This is a genomic window from Peribacillus sp. FSL K6-1552 (assembly GCF_038005205.1).
Taxonomy (GTDB): Bacteria; Bacillota; Bacilli; order Bacillales; family DSM-1321; genus Peribacillus; species Peribacillus butanolivorans.
Window position 1 is genome coordinate 84,543 of sequence record NZ_JBBOST010000002.1, and the last position, 22,987, is coordinate 107,529.

The window sequence follows — 22,987 nt, forward strand, 5'->3', positions numbered from 1 at the left end:
CTCCTTTACCATGCTGTTAATCCACCGTCTACAATAATATTTTGCCCAGTCATATAACTTGAAGCATCTGAAGCCATAAATATAACGGCTCCTACCATCTCCTCAACTAAACCCATACGACCAAGAGGGACTCTATTCGAGTAATTATGGATGAACTCCTCGTTTTGTCCTGTTTGAAGTCCACCGGGAGTTAATGTATTGACGCGTATATTGTGTACAGCCAAATAAGTAGCTAAATATTTTGTCAATCCGATTACCCCTGCCTTTGAAGCTGAGTAAACAGCGGGTGAATTAATTTCGTGATTCAAAAAGTACGCTCCATTGTAAATCCGGTGATCTGGTCCAACTACACCATAAATAGAGGCAGTTTGAATGATGGAACCACCTTTTCCATTTTTTATCATTTGTTTACTTGCATTTTTCGCCACTAAGAACATCCCATCTAAATTGACAGACATGATCTTTTTCCATTCTTCATGAGAATAATCCTCAAATGGGGCAAAAAAGGCATCTAGGTTCCTTGACTTGGTAGCTGCGTTATTAAAAAGTACATTGATGTTGCCTAGAACATTCGTTACTTGTTCGATCATTTTTTGAACTTCAACTTCAACCGAGACATCACAAGATATTCCGATTGCTTTAATATTATATTTTTCCGCAACTTCTTTAGCGAAACTTTCCGTCTTTTTTTTATCAAGATCAACAATCGCTAAATTGGCCCCATGTTGCGCTAATCCTTTTACACATTCTTTCCCTAGATAGCCCAGTCCTCCTGTTATAACGATATTTTTCCCTTTCAAAGAAAAAAGATTACTATAGTCCGATTTCATCAATTGACACCTGCCTTTTTTCTGATTTTGAGATGTTACCAGCAATTAAAACCTTCATAATATTAACAGTAACTCGGTCATCTATAACAGGATTTCTTGTTTTGATAGAGCGTATAAAGTGCCACAACATCCTTTTAAACATTGAAAAGTTATCTTTGACATCAAATGTAATATATTGATTTTTATTAAATATTTCCATTTTAAATAATAGGTTCATATTACCTAGACAATTAATCTGTAACACGTCTTGATTCTTTAAGTAAATTAAATAAGAATCAATTAGTCCAGGTTGATATTCAACCACTGTTGGCTCAAAACTCGTTAAAGTCGAAAAACCTTCAATTAAATGGACACCGTACTTTTCCCAATCATTCACAATGGAACCTCTAAAAAAATTCAATTGCTCATGATTAACATTCTTTTTAGCCATATATACTTCATCAGAAAATCTAAAGCTAGAAGTACTCATTAACTTTCCTGTTTTTAAGAACGGGATAAAATATGAAAGTTCCTCTACGTTCAAGGTTAGGGGCTTATCAATAAAAACAGGGATATCCTTTTCAAGGAAAAGCTTCGCAATCGGATAATGGGATTCATAATCATCTCTTGCAATGATGACACCATCTATTTCCGGAATCATGTCTTCTATTCTTTTAACGGCATGATCAATATTACAAGCTCCAGCCAATATTTTTGTTAACTCTTCCTCCTGTGTCCAACAATGAGTGACTATTGCATCAAGTATTCCAAAATCTGATAAATCCTTTGTGTTCAAGTATCTATAAATAACGTCCCACTCAGATTCTTTCATTTTTTCATCATCATACCCATTGATGATTGCTGAAAAAGAAAAAGGATGACCGTTTCCAGGACTTAACCCTATTATGCCGAGTTTTGTTACCAAATGGCCCATCCCCCGTCTACACATACATTCTGTCCTGTTATATAGCTTGAAGCACCTGAACAGAGTAAAGCCACTGCTCCCTTAATTTCATGGGGTTCACCTATTCTATTTAAAGGGTTTTTTTCTGCAAGTTGTTTCACAAATTGTTTATTTTTCTGTGTAGCTGGATGAGGGAAAGGACCTGGACTTAAGCAATTTACTCGAATTTGATAGGGGGAAAGAAAGCTAGCCATATATTTTGTAAGTTGTATCACACCTGCTTTTGCAGCTCCATAGCTAGGAGGGTTTGTTAATTCTTCACCATCGTAAATTCTATAGTCTGGAGCAGTATGTCCATACATAGAGGTAATGTTTAAAATGACTCCTTTAGATTTTTTTAATAATGGTAAAGCTGTTTTTACACATCTAAAAACAGAGGATAAGCTCATATCTATGTCGTATTGCCAATCTTCTTCTGAAATACTTTCAAATGAATTTTTATTGCCTGACCAAGCGTTGTTAACAAGAATATCTAGTTGTCCAAAGCTCTCTTCTATATCTTTAAAGACTTTACTTATACTAGTTGAATTAGTCACATCCACCTCCATGGCAAACAGCTGATCTTTTAAATTTAAATTACTTTCTAATTCTTTACATTTTCCTTCACAATTTGAAAGGTTACGACTTCCAATTATTACTTTTGCCCCTAACTCAACAAGTGTTTCGGTTATAGAAGTTCCCAAGTAACCTGCCCCGCCTGTCACAAAAGCTACCTTCCCTTTAAGAGAAAATAAATTTTGAATACTATTATTCATTTTTTCTTCTCCTTTCCATGAGCATATCCGCTAACAAAAAGTCTATTTCTTCATCAATATCTACGGCTCTTTCTTTCGGAATAATAATTCCACCTGTATTTTGATCAAGAAAAATTTTACTTTCTTCATTTATTGTGCTTAGATAAAAGGCATAAACGGCACCATTCAGCTGGTATGCTTTAGGTAACTTTTGACGAGGCAAAAATGGATTTGCATGTTCGATAAATGTTTTTGGACTTGTACCATCTAAAGCCCAGGCCCTTATTGGATTTAATTCAGCCTTTGAAAAAGTTGCTATTGAAGTATACCCTTGATTATTTTCAATGAGAAGATCTAAACAATCATAGATATCTTCTTTTGAACGAAGAGGAGAGGTAGGTTCCAAATAAAGCATAATATCATAGGTTTCTTCCTGTTCTTTTATTACGTTCATTGTATGCTTGACTACATCTATAGACATAGAATCATCTGTTGATAATTGGTCAGGTCTCTTTATTACTTCAGCTCCAAAATATTGAGAAACGATTGAAATATTTACATCATCAGTAGATACGACAACTTTATCGATTTCAGGCATTTCCTTCACTAAATCAAGGGTCCAAGCAATAAGGGGCTTTTGACATAACAGTTTTATATTTTTATAGGGGATTGTTTTACTTCCTCCCCTCGCTGGTACTAAAACAATAATTTTTTTGTTTTTATACATTCTTATTCACCCCCCACTGGTTTTATCTATTATTAAAGTAAAGTACGATAGATTTTTCACTAGATACAAAATGTATGTGTGCGCTAATTTTGTAATTGCATGATGTATTGAATCATCCGTCGATCCGCTAATTTCACGCCATGAAAATGAACGATGGGGATATTTAAATAATAGGCTGTGATTGCAGCAACAAGCATTTCACCTCTATCCCCTAAAACTAACAAGAAAATCGGGATCCTTTAACTTAAAAATTTTTCCTCCCTTGAAATTTCCCTTTACCGTTTTTACAAATCTCCATCCAAATAATGCTAACAATTATGTTTGTTTCATAATAATTTCTTCTATTTTATTTTTCGCTAGAATAGGTGCCTGATCTACAGTAATAATTGTTTCTGACAGAAATTTATTTCCTTTCTTTAGTAAATGACTAACATAGCTTGGATCCGTTGTTACTTTTGTTACCGCTTGAATTAATTCTGTCTCATTTTCTATTACTTCCCCTGCTTGAGCTTGTGCAAAATAAGTATTGTTTTGATTATTACTTATTACATAATGGTAGGGAATACTAGGTTGAAGAATTAGCAGTGGTTTATCTAAGAGGGCAGCTTCAAATGCAGTAGTGGATGAGATGGTCATTAAACAATTTACATTATATAAAAAATCGTATAATGGATAATGCCTAGGTAGGATTTTAACATTCTTATTTTTGTTTATTGACGGGTATTTGTACTGATCAAACCTATGTTTTTTGATTAATATGGTTATCGGGAGATTATTCGGTATTGCATCTATCCATTCCTCAATCTTATCATTTGATTGAAACGGTTGTGAGGTGAAACCTAAGATATAATGATTACTTGGAATGTTAAATTTTCCATAAAGAGATTCTTTTAAACTAGCCGGTTTTTTCTTTTCATAATAAAATTTCACATTTCCAGTTTCAGTAATCGTATCCTCTCTAATCTTTCGCTTAATAAACCAGTTTTTTTGATTTTGTCCCCAGACAAAATAATAGTCGGCTCTTGAAGGAATTATGGAACGATCTCCAATTGCTGAAATTGGCATATTGACAAATGGAATTTGGTATTTTTTCGAAAGTAGTCCAAGTATAAAGCCATAAAGACTTGCTTCAGCAGGAATTATAATCACAGATGGTCTCGTCTTTAAAATTAACTTGTCTAAAATATAAACCCATTTAACGATGCTAATACACGCTTTTGAAAACCATTGTTGAAATGACGATGTACTGAAGTAATAATGCTGCGGTAGGTTCATTACCTTTTCATCCGCCTGTTTTTTTAGAAGGGCTTGTTCCTGCTTAACCAACTGGTTATTAACTTTCAATATTTCCTCTCTAAATAGATAATTTTTAAACTGCTTTGGTAGATTAGTATGATTTTCATTATGAAGAACACCATATAATGTGACTTCATATTCTTTTAGTTGATCAACCGCAAACGCATAATAATCATCAGAAAGCAGCATTGATTTCTTATTTTTTTGAATCGATACTTGAGAAATATTATCGAAGGCTAATAGTGTTTTATTAATATCTCCCATTGTCTCAAAGTTTTTTTGCATACGAAATTTTTTAATTAATTTTTGATTTACCTGATTCTTATCAACAAATGGTTGTATATGGACTAAAAATTGTGCCGCTAAACATTGTGCTAATGGTAAGCCATAAATTTTAATCGAAGAAAAGCTAACAAAAAAATCATATAATAAAGAATACTTCAATAAATGATAGTTATTTACCTCATTTTCCCCATACACTAAATAATCCTCCTGCTCATAAATCAAGTTTTCTCTCCTTACATGGTAACCTGAAGAAGTTTACATGTTTGCTAAAATAAAGTTCAAATCATTTTTATACTTGTGATGAAGTTTGGACTATTTTACATGAACTTTAATACTCTGCTTATAGCTACCACGAGTAAAAGGGTAGATTTTTAATTGAAGTCCTTTCCAACCTCGAAAAATTAACGCTTTAATCGTATTTAGAAATTTCCTCTTACAAAGACTTTATCGATTTCAGGAATTTCCTTTACTAGGTCAAGGGTCCAAGCAATAAGGGGCTTTTGACAAAGAAGTTGTATATTTTTTATAAGGAACGGCTTTGCTTCCTCCTCTTGCTGGTACTAAAGCGATAATTTTTTTTCCCTTTATACAATCTTAATTACCTCCATTTGTTTTATTTATTAAAGCTTTTATTGATTAACATCCATTTATCAATTGTCATTTCTTTTAATACCTTAATAACCTGAGTTTCCGGACATTTTACAGTATCATATGGATTTGAACTAATTCTCTTTTCCGTTAGCAAAACAGCTTTTATTGCTTCGATAATTTGAGCCTCATTATAGGGAGTCTCTACTACATTACTCCCTCGTTCTCTTCCCTTTTGCCGATTTCCTATTAAGACATACGGGAGATTAAAAAAGGGGGCTTCTATCAATCCACTACTCGAATTGCCAACCAATATGTTCGCTTGACTTAAAAGAAACAAATAATCCTCTTGCGGTATTGAATAATAAAAAGATGTGGCAGCTTTATTAAAGTGACAAAATTCCTTTATTTTTTGATTAAAGAGATCCCCTCCTGCATCACTATTTGCCCCAATAAAGATTAATTGTTCATGACAAAATGGTTTTAATGAACGAAGTAGAGTTTCCACTTGTTTTTCAACAGGGACAGGATCACGGGAATCCGGATGAAAAGCCACTATCAGGAGATTTTTATTAGATTGAATAGAATATTTTTTCCTGAACAAATCAATTTCAGAAATGGACTGATTTTTCATCTGAGTGATTTCAGTTTTTCGAAGACTGCCTATCACGTGTATTCTCCAATCTTCCTCCCCTAAGTGAAGCAAGGTACGATAGGACTTTTCAGTAGAAACAAAATGAAGATGTGCTAATTTTGTAATCGCATGACGAATTGAATCATCGGCCGACCCACTAATTTCTCCTCCATGAAAATGGACGATAGGGATATTTAAATAATGCGCTGTGATTGCAGCAGCAAGCATTTCTCCTCTATCCCCTAAGACTAATAAAAAGTCAGGGTTCTTCTCCTTTAAAATTTCGGAAAAATATATTATTCCCAACCCCAACGATTGGGACATAGAAGCCTTATTATCTCCTTTCACTAATATGGAAGGAGTTGCTGATATCTTTAGTTGATCTTTCTTAATCTCTTGAATGGTCCCCCCATACTCCTCCAACAAATGCATCCCCGTAACAATAAGGGAGAGGGTAAATGCTGGGTCTTTCTCAAGATTAAGCAAAAGAGGACGGTAAATTCCGTAGTCTGCTCTTGTACCAGTAACACATAGAACTTCTTTTTTAGTCATTGAAATCAGTCCATGATAACGGTTCATGTTTCTTTTTTTGAACTCTTAAGACTTTCCCGATTACTTTTTCAAATTCATTAGCCTCTATTCCAGCTAACGGGCGAAGAGCGATAAGATCGTTTTCTGAAATGACGGTTCCGATGGGGACATTTGATTTTAAATAAAGGCTTCTCCTTACTAAAGGTTTCACTCTTTTTTCATTTTCCGTTAACTGCTTTTGTTCGGAACCAAGGGATAATTCCGTTAATCGCACTAATTGAACCATTTCCTTGAATTCCTTTATATCGATAGAAGCTAAATGATCCGGGCCCGGTAAGGTATTGTCTAGGGTTATATGCTTTTCGAGAATCCTTGCACCCAAAGCAGTTGCAGCAATAGGAATATGGGTCCCGATTGAGTGGTCCGAGTAGCCGATCACATAAGGATATCTATTTAAGTAATCGTTAATGACTTTTAAATTGATTTGTTGCTCGGGAGTTGGATAACTGGAGGTACAATGGAGAATACTAATTTGTAAGTTTTCTTTTAATCCCCTTAAATAGGCGATGGTTTGGTCAATTTCGGATATTAAAGACATTCCCGTAGAAAGAATAATTGGTTTATCTGTTTCAACAATACGTTTTAATAGGGGGTAGTTCGTAAGGTCACCGCTCCCCACTTTAAAAGCGTACATATCCAAATCGTTTAAAAAATCAACACTCTTCAAATCAAAAGGAGTTGCTAAAAAAATAATATTTTTCTTGTCACAGTATTTTTTTAGATCTATGAATTCGGCAGATGACAACTCTAATTTCTTTAACATGTCATACTGGTTTTTTTCCTTCGTCTTTTTTTGATACTCTGCTAAATCCGCTTGTCTTGTTGTCAATTCTTCGGTGTCAAACATTTGAAATTTCACGGCATCTGCACCTGCATCAATGGCCGCATCCACTAATTTTTTAGCCAATTCTAATGACCCATTATGGTTTACTCCGATTTCAGCAATAATGAATGTTGGACTGTCACGGTCAATCAATATATGCTTCAATTCTAGTTTCATTGAGTATCCCTCGTTAATATATCTAACAGAGTTGTCATAACATATTTTTGTTCCTTTTCACTTAAATCATTAAAAAACGGAATTGCCAGAGATCGTTTTGCCAACATTTCACAGACTGGAAAATCACCATCATTTGTTTGAAACAGATCTTTATAAAAAGGTTGTAAATGTATTGATGGGAAATACGGTTTTGACTGAATGCCCTTTTTATGAAGCTCTTCCACCACCTTATCTCGATTCGTATATTCAGGAAGCAATACAGGATACACGAACCAGCTAATCGTTGCATGTTGATGATTTTTTAAGTAAATCACTGGAACCTGGTATTCATTTATTAGCTTATGATATTGTTCGGCAACCTTCTCTCGTTTTTTTAAGATTTCTGGAAGTCTTTCCATTTGGGCAACTCCTATAGCCGCATGGATATCTGAAAGTCTATAATTGTATCCGAGCCTTTCATGACTTAACCATTCATTGCTTATGCTTCTACCCTGATTTCGTAGACTGGCTGCCATGTTATATATTTGTTCATCATTCGTAACTAACATTCCTCCCTCACCTGTCGTTATTTGTTTGTTGGGGTAAAAGGCAAATACACTTACATCTCCAAAGGTTCCGGTAAGTCTGCCATTCCAGGTAGCCCCGATTGCTTCACAAGCATCCTCAATGATCTTTAAATTAAATTTTTTAGCTACCTTAACAATTTCATCCATATTGCAAGGGTGACCGAATATATGGACAACTAAAATGGCTTTTGTCTTATCCGTAATTGCTTTTTCTATTAATCGCTCATCCATAACGGTTGTATCAGGATGAACATCCACAAAAACAGGCTTTACTCCTTCAAAGAGTAAACAATTACTAGAAGCCACAAAACTATACGGTGACGTAATGACCTCATCACCTTCCTTAAGTCCCAATGCCTTAACTGCAACATGCAGAGCACTTGTACCACTATTCATTCCTACTGCATAAGAAACGTTTAATAAATTTCGAAATTTCTCCTCAAACTCGATAACTTTGTTTCCTAAACTTAATATCCCTGAATTCAAAACATCCATCACATATGTCTTTTCTAGGTGAGTTATATCAGGCTTAGATAATGGAATTTGCACCTATTTTCTCCTTTCTATTCTAAATAAGGGCTTATTCTAGAATTATTTTTAGTGGACTCAAACCTCTAAAAACACTCAGATCAGAATCCGATGTTTTTTATTTAAGGACCTATTGGCTATACTTTTACTAGTCATTCAACCCTTTAATGAGTTTTGTAATTAACGTAAAACTGAAGTCTTTTTATTATATTAAAATGAGTCATTTTGGCTCACCCAAAAGCCTAAGGTATCCAAAAAAGGATCATCCCCAATGCTAAAACTCCTTCGATATTTCTCATAAAATCTGTTTACCCTAGTAAAAATATTATCATTTCATTATTCTTCAATTAAAAGGAATTTCCCAAACTGTTTAATAGTTTACTTGGCAAAATGTTTGTATTCACTAACGCCTTTTTCTATAGATTTACATAATATGATAAATGAGAGTTATTACCAAGTCGTATTAATTAGGAGGTTTTTATTATGCAAAGTTCTTCTTTATATGTTAATCCGGAACTATATGATCATTATCACGATAAAGTCATTCTCATTACTGGCGGCACTGGTTCAATTGGCAGTCAAATCGTAATGGAACTAGTCAAATATTCTCCTAAAAGAATCATTATTTATAGTAAAGACGATAGCAAACAATATTTAATGAAAAAAAAAATGAAAGAATTTAATAACATTTATTATTTATTAGGAGATATTCGCGATTTCCAGAGAGTGGAATATGCATCACGAGGGGTAGATTATATTTTTCATACTGCTGCATTGAAACAGGTACCTATATGCGAAGAAAATCCAGATGAGGCTATAAAAACAAATCTTTTAGGAAGTCTAAATATTATTGAAGCTGCTATAAATAATGGAGTTAAGAAAGTCATAAATATTAGTACTGATAAGGCAGTCAACCCGACAACCACCATGGGGGTAACAAAACTTTTAGCAGAAAAATTATTTAAGCAGGCTAATTTAAAATTAAATAATCATCATACAAAGTTCACTTCCGTTCGTTTTGGGAATGTTCTCGGCTCACGCGGTTCTGTCTTTCCGCTCCTATTTGACCAGCTTATAAATCAAGAACCCTTGACAATTACCGACCTTGAAATGACACGTTTTTTTATGTCGATCAATGAAGCAGTTCTGCTCACTATTAAGGCAGGCTTTTATGCTGAGGGCGAAGAAATATACATTCTTAAAATGAAAGCTCTAAAGCTTTCAGATTTAGTAGTTGGCTTAAAAGAGTATTCAAAACAAAAACAAGTAAAAGAACCTGTAGTTCAAATCATTGGAATAAGACAAGGAGAAAAATTATTCGAAGAATTAGCACTGGACTCGGAACTTAAAAATATGTATGAAAACAAAGAGATGTATGTGATTTCACCTACCCCCCCCGATACAACCCTATTCAAAAAGTCATACTTATCTGATTATCGATCAGATAAAGTTAATCTAATTAATCAGAAGGAAGTTCTCCAAATACTTAAGGATATTGACCGAACATGAAGTGGGGAATAATCGGCACTGGAGGTCACAGCAAAGTAGTTCTTGAAGCCATTAAATCCTACGGTCATTATGTTCAGGTTACTTGTTTTTCAAGAGAACTTCCAGATCACCCCTTTTTCCTTTCATATCCCATCGTTTTAGATGCAGAAAAAATGATTCATTTGCATGAAACTTTTATTGATAGCTGGCATGTAGCGATTGGAGATATCACCATCAGAGAAAAAAAGCTAAAACAGTTAGAACAAAAAAAACTAATTACCCCTTCCATTATTCACACGAACTCTATTGTTAGCCCTTCTGCTACGATAGATGAAGGTACCTTTGTAAATGCAGGGGCAGTAGTTAATGCGTCTGCTAAAATTGGTAGAGGATGTATTATCAATACCTCGACAAGTATTGATCATGATTGTATGATAGGTGACTTTGTAAATATTGGACCGGGATCCCGGTTAGCAGGTCATGTTTCAGTTGGAGCAAAAACTGAATTAGGGACTGGGGTTTCTGTGGCACCCCATGTAAAAATAGGAAAAGGCTGTATCATCGGGATAGGTTCTGTGGTAGTAAAAAATATACCTGATTATAGCTTGGCCTATGGTGTTCCAGCTCAAGTAATAAAATCTTTAGAGGACAAGCAATAGTAAGGAAAGCATTTAGATTTAATCTTTCTTAGCTATTAATCTTATATTTTTCGAATTCCACTATTTATCCATAACATTAACTCCAATTATTTCATATAAATAATTGATGAAAGTAAAATTTTCTATAAAAAGGGGGATTAAAATATGTCAGTACTATACTCAACAGGTCCTGTCGAAAACATGAATGGTGACGGTTCCTTAGACCCATCATTTACGTTGGACAAGCTTTTTTATACTATCGTAGTAAACATTCTTAATAATAATGAAAGTAAGAAAACCAAAGTAAAAATGGAAGTCTTCGATGTAGATGGTCCAAAAAACAATGTAGAATGGTATAAAGGGAAAGTAGAGAGTGAATATGGTTACCCTTTAGAATTAGAAGTATCTGAATTAAAGCGTTTTGAAATTCAAATTGAGCTTTCACGGAAAGACAATGTCCTGGTATCTATGACCGGGAAAAATGCTTTAGGAGAAATTATAAGAGAACTGCCGTTGACACGCATGAAATCATAAAAAACTACTTGACCAATAGTGTTTAATCCAGCGTACTAACATAACTAGCTTTAACTGTGCCTAGTTTTAATAGATTAGATGAATTGTAATTCTAAATGCGACGCCTAGAAAAAACAAAAAGCCCTACTCGCTTCGTGTAAAAAAGAAGTTACCATACATCTTTTTTACATGGAAGACGAGTATGAGCTTACCACTTTTGAGCGCGAACAACTAGAAGTGCTCCATAAACTAGGGCATTCTACAAAAGAAATGAGTGCCGTTCTTAATCGCCATCATTCCTGTATTGCTACTGAGTTAAAACGTAACCATAATATAAACGAAAAATATCACAGCAGAAGGCTCTAGAGAGTATGTTGAACGCCCTAAGATAAGCATGTAAACCCATTGGAAAACATCCTTTAGCCTAGCCGAACAGATTCAAGAAAAGTTGGATCTTACATAGTCACCTGAATAAATTCAATTTGGTCTTAGAGGTCGCTTATTGTATAAAACAATTTATATCTGGCTTTAACAAGGGGGGATATTGACAAAGGACCTTTCCATCTGAAGACAGAAAGGAAAGCGCGCCAAAAATCCAGAGAGACTCGGGACCGTTTTAATGTGGATAAAAATAAAAGTAATTCAATAAATGTGAATGAAAATGATAGTTATTATCAATACTATAAATAGTAAAGGATAACCAAAATATTGGTTACCCTTTATAGAAAATAAACTTCTGGTTTAAATGTTTTGCAATCTGTTTCTTCATTATTAGATGCTTTTTTACCCTTATGACTTACTACATAAATAGCATCAGCATTACATTTGTTTCCAGAACCCCAATAGGTACAGTTATCGACTTCACAAAGAACATCCTTACTGACTGAAGTAGAAATTTTCAATTCTTCACTACTTCCTTTTTTCCTTATTTTATATAGTACTTATTGTACCAATTTACAAAATGAGTTAAACCTTCTTCTACTGTTGTTGAAGGATAGAACCCCACATCAGCCTGCAAATCGGAAATATCTGCGTAAGTCTCTTTAACATCTCCTGGTTGCATTGGTAAGAATTCTATTTTTGCCTTTTTGCCAATTAGTTTCTCTAATGTATTAATAAAATCCATTAATTTTATTGGATTGTTATTACCAATATTATAAATTTTGTATGGGGCATAGCTTGAACTTGGATCAGGATTAGCTCTATCCCATGTTTCGTTATATATCGGTGGATTATCGAGTAATCGTATTATTCCCTCAACAATATCATCAATATAAGTAAAATCTCTTCTCATATCTCCATTATTAAAAACCCTTATTGTATTCTCTTCAATAATATTTCGAGTAAAAGAGTAATAAGCCATATCAGGTCTCCCCCAAGGACCATACACTGTAAAGAATCGGAGTCCTGTGGTTGGAATATTAAATAAATGACTATAAGTATGAGCCATTAATTCATTAGACTTTTTTGTGGCAGCATATAAACTTACTGGATGATCTACTGAGTCTTTAGTTGAGAAAGGGATGTTAGTATTAGCTCCATAAACAGAACTAGAAGATGCATAAATCAAGTGCTCTACATTATATTGTCGACATGCCTCTAAAATATTAACAAACCCAACTAGGTTGGAATTAACATAAGAATCTGGGTTGTCTATACTATAACGTACTCCCGCTTGAGCTGCTAAGTTGATGACTATCTGAATCGTTCTATCTTTAAATATTTGATTTAATTTTTCTTTATTTGATATATCCATTTTATAGAATTCAAAATTAGGATTTTTCTCTAATATCTTGAGACGATCGTTCTTTAAAAGAACATCATAATAACCATTAATATTATCTACACCTATTACATTGATATCTTGAGCTAACAAACGTTTTGTTAGATGAAAACCAATAAAACCTGCCGCTCCCGTCACTAAAATTTTCATAGTATTAATTCCGATCCTTTCTATACAATAGGACTTTTACATTCTCTGGAACACTGAGTAAGCCTTCGTATTCATACACTGATAATTTCGATCCTTTACGGCAACAGAGCACAGGTCAATTATGTTGGATATTAGACGAGGCAAACTCAGAAATTTCTTTCCACCCTCGAGGGGATTGGCTTTACAATTCATTCGTAATCCAACAATGACATGAAATCCTTTTTAGTTTCAAACCTCATGATTTTTTCACATTCATTTCTTGAAGATGGATAGTCCTGAATTAATTCAAGTGCCTAGTCTTTTTTGCTTTTGAAAGGGAATTCTGGCTTTGGCAATGCACTTTTAAATAAGGGAAGAAAATAGCAAATCAATAGCCCTCTGTCACTGCAGGTGCAGTAACGAGACAACGAGAACCATATACTTTTCCCAACTGAATGAGGGAATGAAAAACAAGGCTTTCCATTTTGAAAATAATGAACGTAGCGGAATAAGTGTCACCTTGCTTTTCACCAGGTTTTTTTACTCATAATAAAAAGTTTAAGCTTTGCCTAACTATGACTATACAAGCGTATTATCATTTTCATCTAATGGTATTGGTTTTTGTCCATTCAGCATACGTATCAGGATCTATTGCTTGCACTTGTTCTAGAAAAGAATCTAAAAAATTTCTTTTTCGCAGGTCTTTAAATAACTCGAGAGGTCTTTTTTGTTCACGTGAAAACGAGTACACATGATCGACTAATTTAAAACCATTCGTGGTTATAATAATATGCCTTAGTGGGGCATCAATTTGTTTGAAACCTGATTTTTCCATTGTTTTCAATATATAGAGTAATCGTCTTGTTATATCCTCAGAAAGTACAGATTGTTTTTTTAGAAACGTATTTAAATCTGGCCCTATTAGATATTCCATTAAAATATAATTTGGTCCTGTTTCAAAGACTTTCGGGATAAAAGACAAGTCTTGACTTGATAAGAGAACCTTTTTTTCCTGATTTGCATGTTCAGTTTTCCCGTAAATTTTTACGCATTTGTCTTCAGACACTCGATAAACAGCACCTTGATGCCCTTTTCCAATTAGTGTTTGTGTAATAGCGCTATCCACTTTTACTCCACTCCCTGACCCTCCAGAAAGGACGGTAATATTCTAAAGTCCAAACTATTTTGATTGAAATAATTCTCCCACTCATTGAAGGTGTCCGGTTCAAGCCTTTTCACTTGGGCTAAGAACGAGTCCTTTAATAGGATTATTTTTAAATCTCTTAATAATTTTATATGACTATACAAGCGTATTATCATTTTCATCTAATGGTATTGGTGTTTTTGTCCATTCAGCATACGTATCAGGATCTATTGCTTGCACTTGTTCTAGAAAAGAATCTAAAAAGTTTCTTTCTCGCAGGTCTTTAAATAACTCGAGAGGTCTTTTTTGTTCCCGTGAAAACGAGTACACATGATCGACTAATTTAAAACCATTCTTGGTTATAATAATATGCCTTAGTGGGGCATCAATTTGTTTGAAACCTGATTTTTCCATTGTTTTCAATATATAGAGTAATCGTCTTGTTATATCCTCAGAAAGTACAGATTGTTTTTTAAGAAACGTATTTAAATCTGGTCCTAATAGATATTCCATTAAAATATAATTTGGTCCTGTTTCAAAGACTTTCGGGATAAAAGGCAAGTCTTGACTTGATAAGAGAACCTTTTTTTCCTGATTTGCATGTTCAGTTTTTCCGTAAAGTTTTACGCATTGGTCTTCAGACACTCGATAAACAGCACCTTGATGCCCTTTTCCAATTAGTGTTTGTGTAATAGCGCTATCCACTTTTACTCCACTCCCTGACCCTCCAGAGAGGACAGGAATGTTTCTATAGTCCAAACTATTATGATTGAAATAATTCTCCCACTCATTGAAGGTTTCCGGTTCAAGTTGTTTCACTTGGGCTAAGAACGAGTCCTTTAACAGGATTATTTTTAAATCTCTTAATAATTTTAATGGTACAGGGTGCATTCTTTTGAAGGAATTTACATGGTCAATTACCTTAAGTTCCTCATTACCAAGGACAAAAATATGGCGCAAAGGGGCATCTATCATGGTGAATTTTGCTTGTTTTAATTCCTTTAATATATAGAGAAGTTTCTTTACTATAGAATCAGGGATATACGTACAATTTCTAAGGTATTCTTTTAAGGTTGGAGCATTAAAATATTCCATGACTATATAGTTTGAACCTGTATCATATACCACAGGCATAAAGGGTAAATGTTGTCCCGCTTTAAGGGCTTCTTCCTCCATTTTCGCTTGTACCGGGTCTGAATAGATTTTCACACATTTATCTTCTGCGAGTTTAAATACTGCACCTTGAGCACCCATTCCTATCAGCGGATAGGTAGTGGGATTGTGAATTTCTAAAGATTTTTCACCTTTGGTTACCGTAATAGTTTTAAAATCCTCCATGATCATCCTCCTGACTGCTTATCTTTAGCCTGCTGTTGAAGCTTTTGAATTTTATTAAGGGCTTTTTTGACTTTCTCGGCTTTTTGAGCCTTTTTTTCTTTTTTACGAGATGCTACCGTTTCATCATCATCTTTAGCCTGCTGTTGAATTTTATTAAGGGCTTTTTTATCTTTTTTGTCTTTTTTATTAGATGCTACTACTAATTCATCTTTATCTTTTTTGTCTTTTTTATTAGATGCTACTACCAATTCATCTTTATCTTTTTTATCTTTTTTATCTGTATCTTTATCTTTAGTCTGCTGTTGAAGCTGCTGAATATAATTAAGGGCTTTTTTGACTTTTTCGGCTTTTTTATCTTTTTTATCTTTTTTATCTTTTTTACTAGGCTCTACTGATTCGCCATCATACTTAACTTGCTGTTGAGGCTGTTCAGTATTCTTAAGGGTTTTTTTATCTTTTTTATTCTTTTTATTCTTTTTATCTTTTTTGCGAGGTGTTACTGAATTTTGTTCACCTTTTGTATAAGGGGCTACTAGTTCATCATAAAATTCAGCTTGTTGTTGAAGCTGTTGGACGAGGTTAAAGTTTTGTTCGATTTTTTGACGAGCCGCTACTGTATATGTTTCCCACAGCTCTCTGTTAGTTAGCATGAATTCAAGTGCCTCTGCCAGTTCATCAACATTGTTTTCTTGTACTAATACTCCCTCTTTTTTATTTGTTATTAATTCAGGGATGCCGGCATGATTGGTCGAAATCACTGGTACCCCAACCGCCATAGCTTCTTTTAATGTATTAGGTATACCTTCTACATCTCCATCGGCAGCTTCTAAGCTAGCGGCGCAAAATATATCTGCATTGGTCATTTGTTCTCGTACTTGATCTTTAGGGAGATGATTTAATAAACGAAAAGAATCTCCTAAATTAAGTTCATTTGCCAAAGAATTGATATATTCTTCAAGCTCCCCTCTCCCGATAATTGTCAAGGTTGCATTTGGAAATTTACCTCTGATTTTTTGAAAAGCTTGCATTAAGATATGGTGTCCTTTTTTTTCCACCAACCTACCGATGGATAAAATGTTTTGAGAGCCCTCTTTATGTGAAGTTCGGTAATTAAATTGGTTAAGGTCAACACCGCCGTATAACACTCTAATTTTTTCTGGAGGACAGCCCCAAGCTATTAACCTATCCGCTAAATATTGACAAACTGGAAAGAAACGCTCACCTCGATCAAATAGCATTTTCATGTTATCTAGATAGCCAATGGGCTGATTAGCTAGGGTTGCATCCCTGCCTCGAATACTTGTTACCAACGGAAGGTTTGTTTCCTCTTTAAAAGGAAGTAATAACATCCCTAATTGACCATGGTGAGCATGTAAGAGGGAGATATTATTTCTTTCCACATATTCTTTTGGAGAGAAAATTTCATTGAGGTAATGAACCTTCTCATCCAGAAGGGAAAGGTCTATCATATACTTAGGTTGTCGTACCATATGAATATAATCATAATCAGGAACTTCTCGAATCTGTGAGATATATTGGGTCGGGTCAACTCTTAAATTCAAATGCATAACTGTGTGCAAGTAAATGTTCTCCTTTCAAGCATAGTAAGCTAATTTTCTGGTCCTTTTCAAGTATATTATGTACGACTCTATAGGTACGCATGGACTAAATGGAATCGAATTTCTTTGGAATCGTTTAAGAGTGAGATGGAAGTTGTTGAAGATTCATTAGCTTTAGCTGGCGCTCATAACATACGGTAAAAACTAATGGCAGTGAGTATGTGTTAGCATAATACAAAGAGGAGTGAAGAAAGTAATATGACATATTGTTAATTGAAAGCCAAATGATGATAATAATTCAACATGCTAATAGTTGTAGTTAATCTATTGCTTTAATCACCGAAGAAAATTGATTAATAGACTATCAGGACCAGGACCAGAAATAAAACATGCCCAAGCTAATCGACACAAAGAAATGACGGGGGGTCAGCGGTTATAATGCCATTTATATCTTCAAAGATAATTACTACTATTTCAAGAGATACAAAAAAGCACCTAAGAATTATCATAGGTGCTGCTTCGCCTGTTTGCCCGCCTATAGAATAGAATAACAACTCACCCTTTGAATGCGTGAGCTTTTATAATATGGCTTTAAAAAATCTTGTTCGAGATAATGAAGATGTTAGTAAATGCTGACCATCTATGTCATTCCAATTACTATTGATGGTCTTCCTATTGGATAATATTCAATTTTCTTGCAAGCTCTGATTCGTTCTTCCCCAAAACAATTTCTACCATCAAAAACAATCGGTTGTTTCATTATATTCATTAATGCCTCAAGATCTATATGTCTAAACTCATTCCATTCTGTGACAATAAATACAGCGTCCGCATCCATTGCCGCTTCGCGGGCTGAGCTGGCAAACCTAATTGTATCCTTTAATATTTTCTTGGCATTATCTATTGCAACGGGATCATACGCTACCACTTCTGCTCCCAGTTTGGCTAATGAACGTGCAATTTTAATAGATGGCGCTTCCCTCATATCGTCAGTCTCTGGCTTGAAAGCAAGGCCAAGCAGCGCGACCTTTTTTCCTTTTAATTCTCCAAAACGATTTATCGCTTTGGTTACTAGGAGTTCATGCTGAAAATCATTAATCGCTACTGTTTCTTTCAACATGGAAAAATGTATTCCATGCAAATTGGCCGTATAAAGCAAAGCTTTAACATCCTTCGGAAAACAAGACCCTCCATAACCAATGCCGGGCTGTAAAAAGGCTTCTCCAATTCTTTTATCTTTTCCCATTCCCTTTGCCACATCTTCAACATCTGCTCCTACTACCTCGCATAAATTGGCAACTTCATTAATAAAGCTAATCTTAGTTGCCAAAAAAGCATTAGAAGCATACTTAATCATTTCCGCACTTTTAATACTTGTTAATAAAAATGGTACATTCAACGGACGATACATTTCTTGTACTTTATTTGCAGCCTCTTCATTTTCAGAACCAATGATGATTCGATCTGCTTGCATCGTATCCCTAATGGCAGATCCTTGTCTTAAGAATTCAGGGTTTGAAACCATTTCAAGAGTGACCCTTTCGTTACATTGCTCATCCAAAATCTTTTTAATAAATTCGTTCGTACCAACAGGCACTGTACTCTTTAAGACGACAACTGCACTCTGTACTATGTGGGTAGCAATATCCTTCGCCGCTTGCTCAAGATACGATAAATCTGCTCCTCCATCCTCCCTTTGCGGTGTACCTACAGCAATGATAATAATCTCGGCACCATTTAAAGCTTCTCGATGAGATGTTGTAAATAACAGTCTACCCGCTGCAGCATTTTGAGCAAGCAAATTCTCCAGACCCGGTTCATATATTGGAGAAATCCCTTGACGTAGACTTTTAATTTTCTGTTCATCTGTATCGATACAAATGACACTATGCCCTATTTCTGACAAACAAACACCAGTGGACAGCCCGACATAACCTGTACCCAAAACAGCTATTTTCATATTATTCAAGCTCTCTCTTTATAATCTGAAGGTTTTCTTTCTTATTTACATCACTTAAATAGGAAAGTACTTCATCTCTTATATCAACCCTTTGCAAGGCAAAGTCTATTGTTGCCTTAATAAATCCAACTTTATCACCAATATCATATCGATTTCCCTCAAAATTATATGCTAATACGGCCTGCTGCTTATTTAGCTCATTTATGGCATCTGTAAGCTGTAATTCATTACCATGTCCAATTGGAAGCTTTGATAGTGTTTCAAAAATCTCAGGTCTTAAAACATAACGCCCCATAATCGCATATCTGGAAGGAGCCTCTTCCCTTTTAGGTTTTTCCACCAAAGAATCGATATGGAAAAGGTTAGGCTCAATCATTGTCCCTTTTGGCTTAATAATTCCATATTTACTGACATCCTTTTCCGGTACGTTCTGAACAGCTACGACGGAGCTGTTGCAATACTCGAAAACACTGATGATTTGTTTAAGACAAGGTGTTTCAGACATAACGATGTCATCTCCTAACAAAACAGCAAAAGGTTCATTTCCAATGAAGCTTTTCGCACAGAGAATTGCATGTCCTAGCCCCTTCGGTTCCTTTTGGCGGACATAATAGATATTTGCCAAACTAGATATTTTCTGAACTTCCTCTAAAACATCTAGCTGATTTTTTCTTAAAAGTGCATCTTCCAACTCATAGGATTTATCAAAATGATCCTCTATTGATCTTTTTCCTCTACCGATTATGATAATAATTTCCTCTATACCCGAAGCTACTGCTTCTTCTACAATATATTGAATCGTTGGTTTATCAACAATCGGCAGCATTTCCTTAGCCTGAGCTTTTGTTGCAGGCAAAAATCGAGTCCCGAGGCCTGCGGCCGGAATAATGGCCTTTCGGATTTTCATAAGCTGCCTCCCTTTTGGCATTCATTAATCCTTTATATGCTAAAGGACAACTTCCGGTCTAGTTAGTAGCCCTTTTGATCTCATTTTTATTTAACAGGGTCTAGCCGGCTATACATGAAAGAATCTCAAACTGGCCGTGGCCGGGCCTCGCAACCTGTTGGTTACATGCCAAATTAATAGATTCATTACACTATTACGGGATATCCATGTTAATTGGTGTATTGGTAGATATACATTTTTAATAAACTACTGCCAGCGTAGTCTAATTTATAAAACTACTCAATTTTTCAAAAAAAGGATATTTATGAATGGTAGATAGCGATACTTATAAATCCCCAGCGTACGATAAAAGAGGTAAACCAAATCAGGTTTACCTTTCATTAGATGGGAAAGTTTAGAGCTGGAAATAACTATAGACATAACGTACGAGTATAACTCCTTTGATCTCGTTTACGTGTAAACGCTGGATTTCATTAAGAAACACTCAATGTGCATCAAATTTATTCTGCTATAATTATGCCAATCGTTGTATAGTGATTATTGCACCCGGACCAATCTCCAAAGTCCCACCTAAAGCTTCTATTGACAAGGCCCCAGCAGCAAGTATCCTAAAAGTATGTGTACCAACAATTGTGCCAGGAATGGCGACCGGGGCAAAGGCTGCTATTGGGGTTCCGTCAATTGCTACGGCAGCATTAGCACCCAACGTAGTTCCAGCTAACACCGGCAATTGAATAGTTACTGAATACGTTCCAGGAGCATCATTTAGTGACCAAAGACTAGCACTAACCCGTGTAATGGGAGTACCAGCCGGAAGAACATCATTCGGAAATATGGCTGTAACAACATCATCACCTACAAATTGAGTATCAATGCTTGTTGCAATAAATAAATCTAGTACGCCAACTGTTGGTCCTTGTGGTCCTTGATCCCCTTTTGGTCCTTGGTCGCCTTGCGGTCCTTGATCCCCTTGTGGTCCTTGGTCGCCTTGCGGTCCTTGATCCCCTTGCGTTCCTTGGTCGCCTTGCGGTCCTTGATCCCCTTGTGGTCCTTGGTCGCCTTGCGGTCCTTGATCCCCTTGCGGTCCTTGGTCGCCTTGCGGTCCTTGATCCCCTTGTGGTCCTTGATCCCCTTGTGGTCCTTGATCCCCTTGCACTCCTTGATCCCCTTTCGGTCCTTGGTCCCCTTGTGGTCCTTGATCCCCTTGTGGTCCTTGGTCGCCTTGTGGTCCTTGGTCGCCTTGTGGTCCTTGATCCCCTTGTGGTCCTTGGTCGCCTTGTGGTCCTTGATCCCCTTGTGGTCCTTGGTCGCCCTGTGGTCCTTGATCCCCTTGCGGTCCTTGGTCACCTTGTGGTCCTTGATCCCCTTGCGATCCTTGGTCCCCTTGTGGTCCTTGATCCCCTTGCGGTCCTTGGTCCCCTTGCGGTCCTTGGTCCCCTTGTGGTCCTTGATCCCCTTGCGGTCCTTGGTCCCCTTGCGGTCCTTGGTCGCCTTGTGGTCCTTGATCACCTTGCGGTCCTTGGTCACCTTGCGGTCCTTGATCACCTTGCGGTCCTTGGTCGCCTTGTGGTCCTTGATCCCCTTGTGGTCCTTGATCCCCTTGCGGTCCTTGATCCCCTTGCAGTCCTTGGTCGCCTTGTGGTCCTTGGTCGCCTTGTGGTCCTTGATCCCCTTGCGGTCCTTGATCACCTTGCGGTCCTTGGTCGCCTTGTGGTCCTTGATCCCCTTGCGGTCCTTGGTCCCCTTGTGGTCCTTGATCCCCTTGCGGTCCTTGGTCCCCTTTTAGTCCTTGATTCCCTTGCGGTCCTTGGTCCCCTTGTGATCCTTGATCCTCTTGCAGTCCTTTTGCTCCTAATTCTGGGTAGTTTATCTTCACTTCAACTTTTTGATCTACCTTTTGTACTTGTTTAGATGGGCATTTGCATTTACTATGGCCGCAATCCTTACATTTTTTATCTTTTTTACCCTTACCCAATTTTGTATCCTCCTTTTCACAAAACATTACATTATCCTATGAATAGGGAACCTATTGGATTGGATAAACTCCAATAAAAAATGCCCAATTGTTAAAAACAAAGAACCTTTATAAAATTCCTGAGCATCCTTAAAAATTCACTAAACTAAGTTACACGTTATTCAGCTTTGTTGCCCAGCCAATAAAGGCAACATGATCCTCTATTAAAATAGGACCTGGAAACATGAAAAAACCTCAATGCTTTCTTAAAGAAGAACAATGTAGCTTTTTATCTCTTTGTTTCTGAAATAAAAATCAATAGTGATTTCTAAGGTACCTATAACGTGATACAATTTCATCCTTTAACCCTTACTTTGATTTACGTTTCATCTGACTCTAAGGAGTCATTTAATGGACAAGATGACAACGTACTCCTTTATCTAATTTCTTCCCCATTATCGTGTTCTAGTCATAGCTCCATCCCTCCATTATCTCACTAAATGAAATGCTCTGGTTATAGATAAGGACCTATGTAGGCATAGGAAAAAAAGTGTTAAATTCGTTTTCTTTTCGTTCTACTCGAAATGTATAATAAACAACTTATGACCAAAGAAAAGAAATTCTATAATGAAATGGTCTAAATTTCACGATGGTTATTCCTAAATATAATTCTAATGAACCCTCCTAATAAGATTGAACACATTACTAGAAGTTCCCTCTGGTATGATCTACAGAAAGCCAGCATCCCAAAGGATCTGGATCTTTTGGGAAACAATAATTGGTTTCCAGATAAATTACAATATTGCTTATCCGAAATGCTTCTTTTTCTTTGAGTGCTGTCGCCATAATATT

Annotated in this window: 21 protein-coding genes; 4 read left to right on the forward strand and 17 right to left on the reverse strand. The window is 35.9% G+C overall.

The features are described 5' to 3' along the window. Nucleotides 1–5 precede the first annotated feature (5 nt). The 9 genes from NST21_RS28415 to NST21_RS28455 form a co-directional block, all read right to left on the reverse strand. Nucleotides 6–830 (reverse strand): SDR family oxidoreductase, encoded by an 825-nt coding sequence (locus NST21_RS28415; RefSeq protein ID WP_340892801.1) that lies wholly within the window; start codon nt 828–830, stop codon nt 6–8. Beyond that, nucleotides 814–1,734: a Gfo/Idh/MocA family oxidoreductase gene (locus NST21_RS28420; RefSeq protein WP_340892802.1), complete on the reverse strand. Its 921-nt coding sequence runs from the start codon at nt 1,732–1,734 to the stop codon at nt 814–816. The genes NST21_RS28415 and NST21_RS28420 overlap by 17 nt, the downstream gene beginning before the upstream one ends. After that, on the reverse strand, nt 1,728–2,528 hold the full coding sequence (locus NST21_RS28425; RefSeq protein WP_340892803.1) for an SDR family NAD(P)-dependent oxidoreductase: 801 nt from the start codon (nt 2,526–2,528) through the stop codon (nt 1,728–1,730). The genes NST21_RS28420 and NST21_RS28425 overlap by 7 nt, the downstream gene beginning before the upstream one ends. Further along, complete coding sequence (locus NST21_RS28430) at nt 2,521–3,234, reverse strand: acylneuraminate cytidylyltransferase family protein (RefSeq protein WP_340892805.1); 714 nt, start codon at nt 3,232–3,234, stop codon at nt 2,521–2,523. Before NST21_RS28430 ends, NST21_RS28425 begins: the two co-directional genes overlap by 8 nt. A gap of 83 nt (nt 3,235–3,317) precedes the next feature. After that, nucleotides 3,318–3,431 (reverse strand): hypothetical protein, encoded by a 114-nt coding sequence (locus tag NST21_RS28435; protein ID WP_340892807.1) that lies wholly within the window; start codon nt 3,429–3,431, stop codon nt 3,318–3,320. Between the two features lie 118 nt (nt 3,432–3,549). Next, entirely contained in the window at nt 3,550–5,037 is a 1,488-nt protein-coding gene (locus NST21_RS28440; protein ID WP_340892809.1) for a CDP-glycerol glycerophosphotransferase family protein, read from the reverse strand. A 391-nt stretch (nt 5,038–5,428) separates the two neighbouring features. After that, entirely contained in the window at nt 5,429–6,589 is a 1,161-nt protein-coding gene (gene neuC / locus NST21_RS28445) for a UDP-N-acetylglucosamine 2-epimerase (RefSeq protein WP_340892811.1), read from the reverse strand. Continuing rightward, nucleotides 6,582–7,628: an N-acetylneuraminate synthase gene (neuB, locus tag NST21_RS28450; protein WP_340892812.1), complete on the reverse strand. Its 1,047-nt coding sequence runs from the start codon at nt 7,626–7,628 to the stop codon at nt 6,582–6,584. Before neuB ends, neuC begins: the two co-directional genes overlap by 8 nt. Continuing rightward, on the reverse strand, nt 7,625–8,743 hold the full coding sequence (locus NST21_RS28455) for a DegT/DnrJ/EryC1/StrS family aminotransferase (RefSeq protein ID WP_340892813.1): 1,119 nt from the start codon (nt 8,741–8,743) through the stop codon (nt 7,625–7,627). Before NST21_RS28455 ends, neuB begins: the two co-directional genes overlap by 4 nt. A 462-nt stretch (nt 8,744–9,205) precedes the next feature. On the opposite strand from NST21_RS28455, the gene NST21_RS28460 reads away from it, so the two are divergent. The 4 genes from NST21_RS28460 to NST21_RS28990 all read left to right on the forward strand — a co-directional run bounded on the left by NST21_RS28460 (nt 9,206) and on the right by NST21_RS28990 (nt 11,727). Continuing rightward, nucleotides 9,206–10,231 (forward strand): SDR family NAD(P)-dependent oxidoreductase, encoded by a 1,026-nt coding sequence (locus NST21_RS28460; RefSeq protein ID WP_340892814.1) that lies wholly within the window; start codon nt 9,206–9,208, stop codon nt 10,229–10,231. Then, a complete protein-coding gene (locus NST21_RS28465) occupies nt 10,228–10,869 on the forward strand; it encodes an acetyltransferase (RefSeq protein ID WP_340892815.1) in 642 nt (213 codons plus the stop codon). The genes NST21_RS28460 and NST21_RS28465 overlap by 4 nt, the downstream gene beginning before the upstream one ends. Nucleotides 10,870–11,013: 144 nt before the next feature. Next, a complete protein-coding gene (locus NST21_RS28470) occupies nt 11,014–11,382 on the forward strand; it encodes a hypothetical protein (protein ID WP_340892816.1) in 369 nt (122 codons plus the stop codon). A gap of 168 nt (nt 11,383–11,550) precedes the next feature. Beyond that, nucleotides 11,551–11,727, forward strand: coding sequence for a helix-turn-helix domain-containing protein (locus NST21_RS28990; protein ID WP_445670615.1), 177 nt, complete (start codon nt 11,551–11,553; stop codon nt 11,725–11,727). 353 nt (nt 11,728–12,080) lie between these two features. On the opposite strand, the gene NST21_RS28475 is transcribed toward NST21_RS28990, so the two are convergent. The 8 genes from NST21_RS28475 to NST21_RS28510 all read right to left on the reverse strand — a co-directional run bounded on the left by NST21_RS28475 (nt 12,081) and on the right by NST21_RS28510 (nt 22,156). Then, nucleotides 12,081–12,257, reverse strand: coding sequence for a DUF1540 domain-containing protein (locus NST21_RS28475; RefSeq protein WP_340892858.1), 177 nt, complete (start codon nt 12,255–12,257; stop codon nt 12,081–12,083). Nucleotides 12,258–12,286: 29 nt separating this feature from the next. After that, nucleotides 12,287–13,294, reverse strand: a complete 1,008-nt coding sequence (locus tag NST21_RS28480) for an NAD-dependent epimerase (protein WP_340892817.1) — start codon at nt 13,292–13,294, stop codon at nt 12,287–12,289. A 580-nt stretch (nt 13,295–13,874) separates the two neighbouring features. Next, nucleotides 13,875–14,399 carry a serine/threonine protein kinase gene (locus tag NST21_RS28485; RefSeq protein ID WP_340892818.1) on the reverse strand — a complete coding sequence of 175 codons (525 nt, stop codon included), beginning with the start codon at nt 14,397–14,399 and terminating at the stop codon, nt 13,875–13,877. A gap of 174 nt (nt 14,400–14,573) precedes the next feature. Next, nucleotides 14,574–15,755: a hypothetical protein gene (locus tag NST21_RS28490; protein ID WP_340892819.1), complete on the reverse strand. Its 1,182-nt coding sequence runs from the start codon at nt 15,753–15,755 to the stop codon at nt 14,574–14,576. Nucleotides 15,756–15,757: 2 nt separating this feature from the next. Next, a complete protein-coding gene (locus NST21_RS28495; RefSeq protein ID WP_340892820.1) occupies nt 15,758–17,335 on the reverse strand; it encodes a glycosyltransferase in 1,578 nt (525 codons plus the stop codon). Nucleotides 17,336–17,954: 619 nt separating this feature from the next. Next, entirely contained in the window at nt 17,955–19,274 is a 1,320-nt protein-coding gene (locus NST21_RS28500; protein ID WP_340892822.1) for a UDP-glucose dehydrogenase family protein, read from the reverse strand. 1 nt (nt 19,275) lies between these two features. After that, nucleotides 19,276–20,181: a UTP--glucose-1-phosphate uridylyltransferase GalU gene (gene galU / locus NST21_RS28505; RefSeq protein ID WP_340892823.1), complete on the reverse strand. Its 906-nt coding sequence runs from the start codon at nt 20,179–20,181 to the stop codon at nt 19,276–19,278. A 514-nt stretch (nt 20,182–20,695) separates the two neighbouring features. Beyond that, entirely contained in the window at nt 20,696–22,156 is a 1,461-nt protein-coding gene (locus tag NST21_RS28510; RefSeq protein ID WP_340892824.1) for a hypothetical protein, read from the reverse strand. Between the last annotated feature and the right edge of the window lie 831 nt (nt 22,157–22,987).

What these genes read in the sequence shown, in the direction of transcription:
- NST21_RS28430 (WP_340892805.1), bottom strand. Translation starts at nt 3,234, where the DNA reads ATGTATAAAAACAAAAAAATTATTGTTTTAGTACCAGCGAGGGGAGGA.
- NST21_RS28480 (WP_340892817.1), bottom strand. Translation starts at nt 13,294, where the DNA reads ATGAAAATTTTAGTGACGGGAGCGGCAGGTTTTATTGGTTTTCATCTA.
- galU (WP_340892823.1), bottom strand. Translation starts at nt 20,181, where the DNA reads ATGAAAATCCGAAAGGCCATTATTCCGGCCGCAGGCCTCGGGACTCGA.
- NST21_RS28425 (WP_340892803.1), bottom strand. Translation starts at nt 2,528, where the DNA reads ATGAATAATAGTATTCAAAATTTATTTTCTCTTAAAGGGAAGGTAGCT.
- NST21_RS28500 (WP_340892822.1), bottom strand. Translation starts at nt 19,274, where the DNA reads ATGAAAATAGCTGTTTTGGGTACAGGTTATGTCGGGCTGTCCACTGGT.
- NST21_RS28470 (WP_340892816.1), top strand. Translation starts at nt 11,014, where the DNA reads ATGTCAGTACTATACTCAACAGGTCCTGTCGAAAACATGAATGGTGAC.
- neuC (WP_340892811.1), bottom strand. Translation starts at nt 6,589, where the DNA reads ATGACTAAAAAAGAAGTTCTATGTGTTACTGGTACAAGAGCAGACTAC.
- NST21_RS28415 (WP_340892801.1), bottom strand. Translation starts at nt 830, where the DNA reads ATGAAATCGGACTATAGTAATCTTTTTTCTTTGAAAGGGAAAAATATC.
- NST21_RS28490 (WP_340892819.1), bottom strand. Translation starts at nt 15,755, where the DNA reads ATGGAGGATTTTAAAACTATTACGGTAACCAAAGGTGAAAAATCTTTA.
- neuB (WP_340892812.1), bottom strand. Translation starts at nt 7,628, where the DNA reads ATGAAACTAGAATTGAAGCATATATTGATTGACCGTGACAGTCCAACA.
- NST21_RS28460 (WP_340892814.1), top strand. Translation starts at nt 9,206, where the DNA reads ATGCAAAGTTCTTCTTTATATGTTAATCCGGAACTATATGATCATTAT.
- NST21_RS28435 (WP_340892807.1), bottom strand. Translation starts at nt 3,431, where the DNA reads ATGCTTGTTGCTGCAATCACAGCCTATTATTTAAATATCCCCATCGTT.
- NST21_RS28465 (WP_340892815.1), top strand. Translation starts at nt 10,228, where the DNA reads ATGAAGTGGGGAATAATCGGCACTGGAGGTCACAGCAAAGTAGTTCTT.
- NST21_RS28990 (WP_445670615.1), top strand. Translation starts at nt 11,551, where the DNA reads ATGGAAGACGAGTATGAGCTTACCACTTTTGAGCGCGAACAACTAGAA.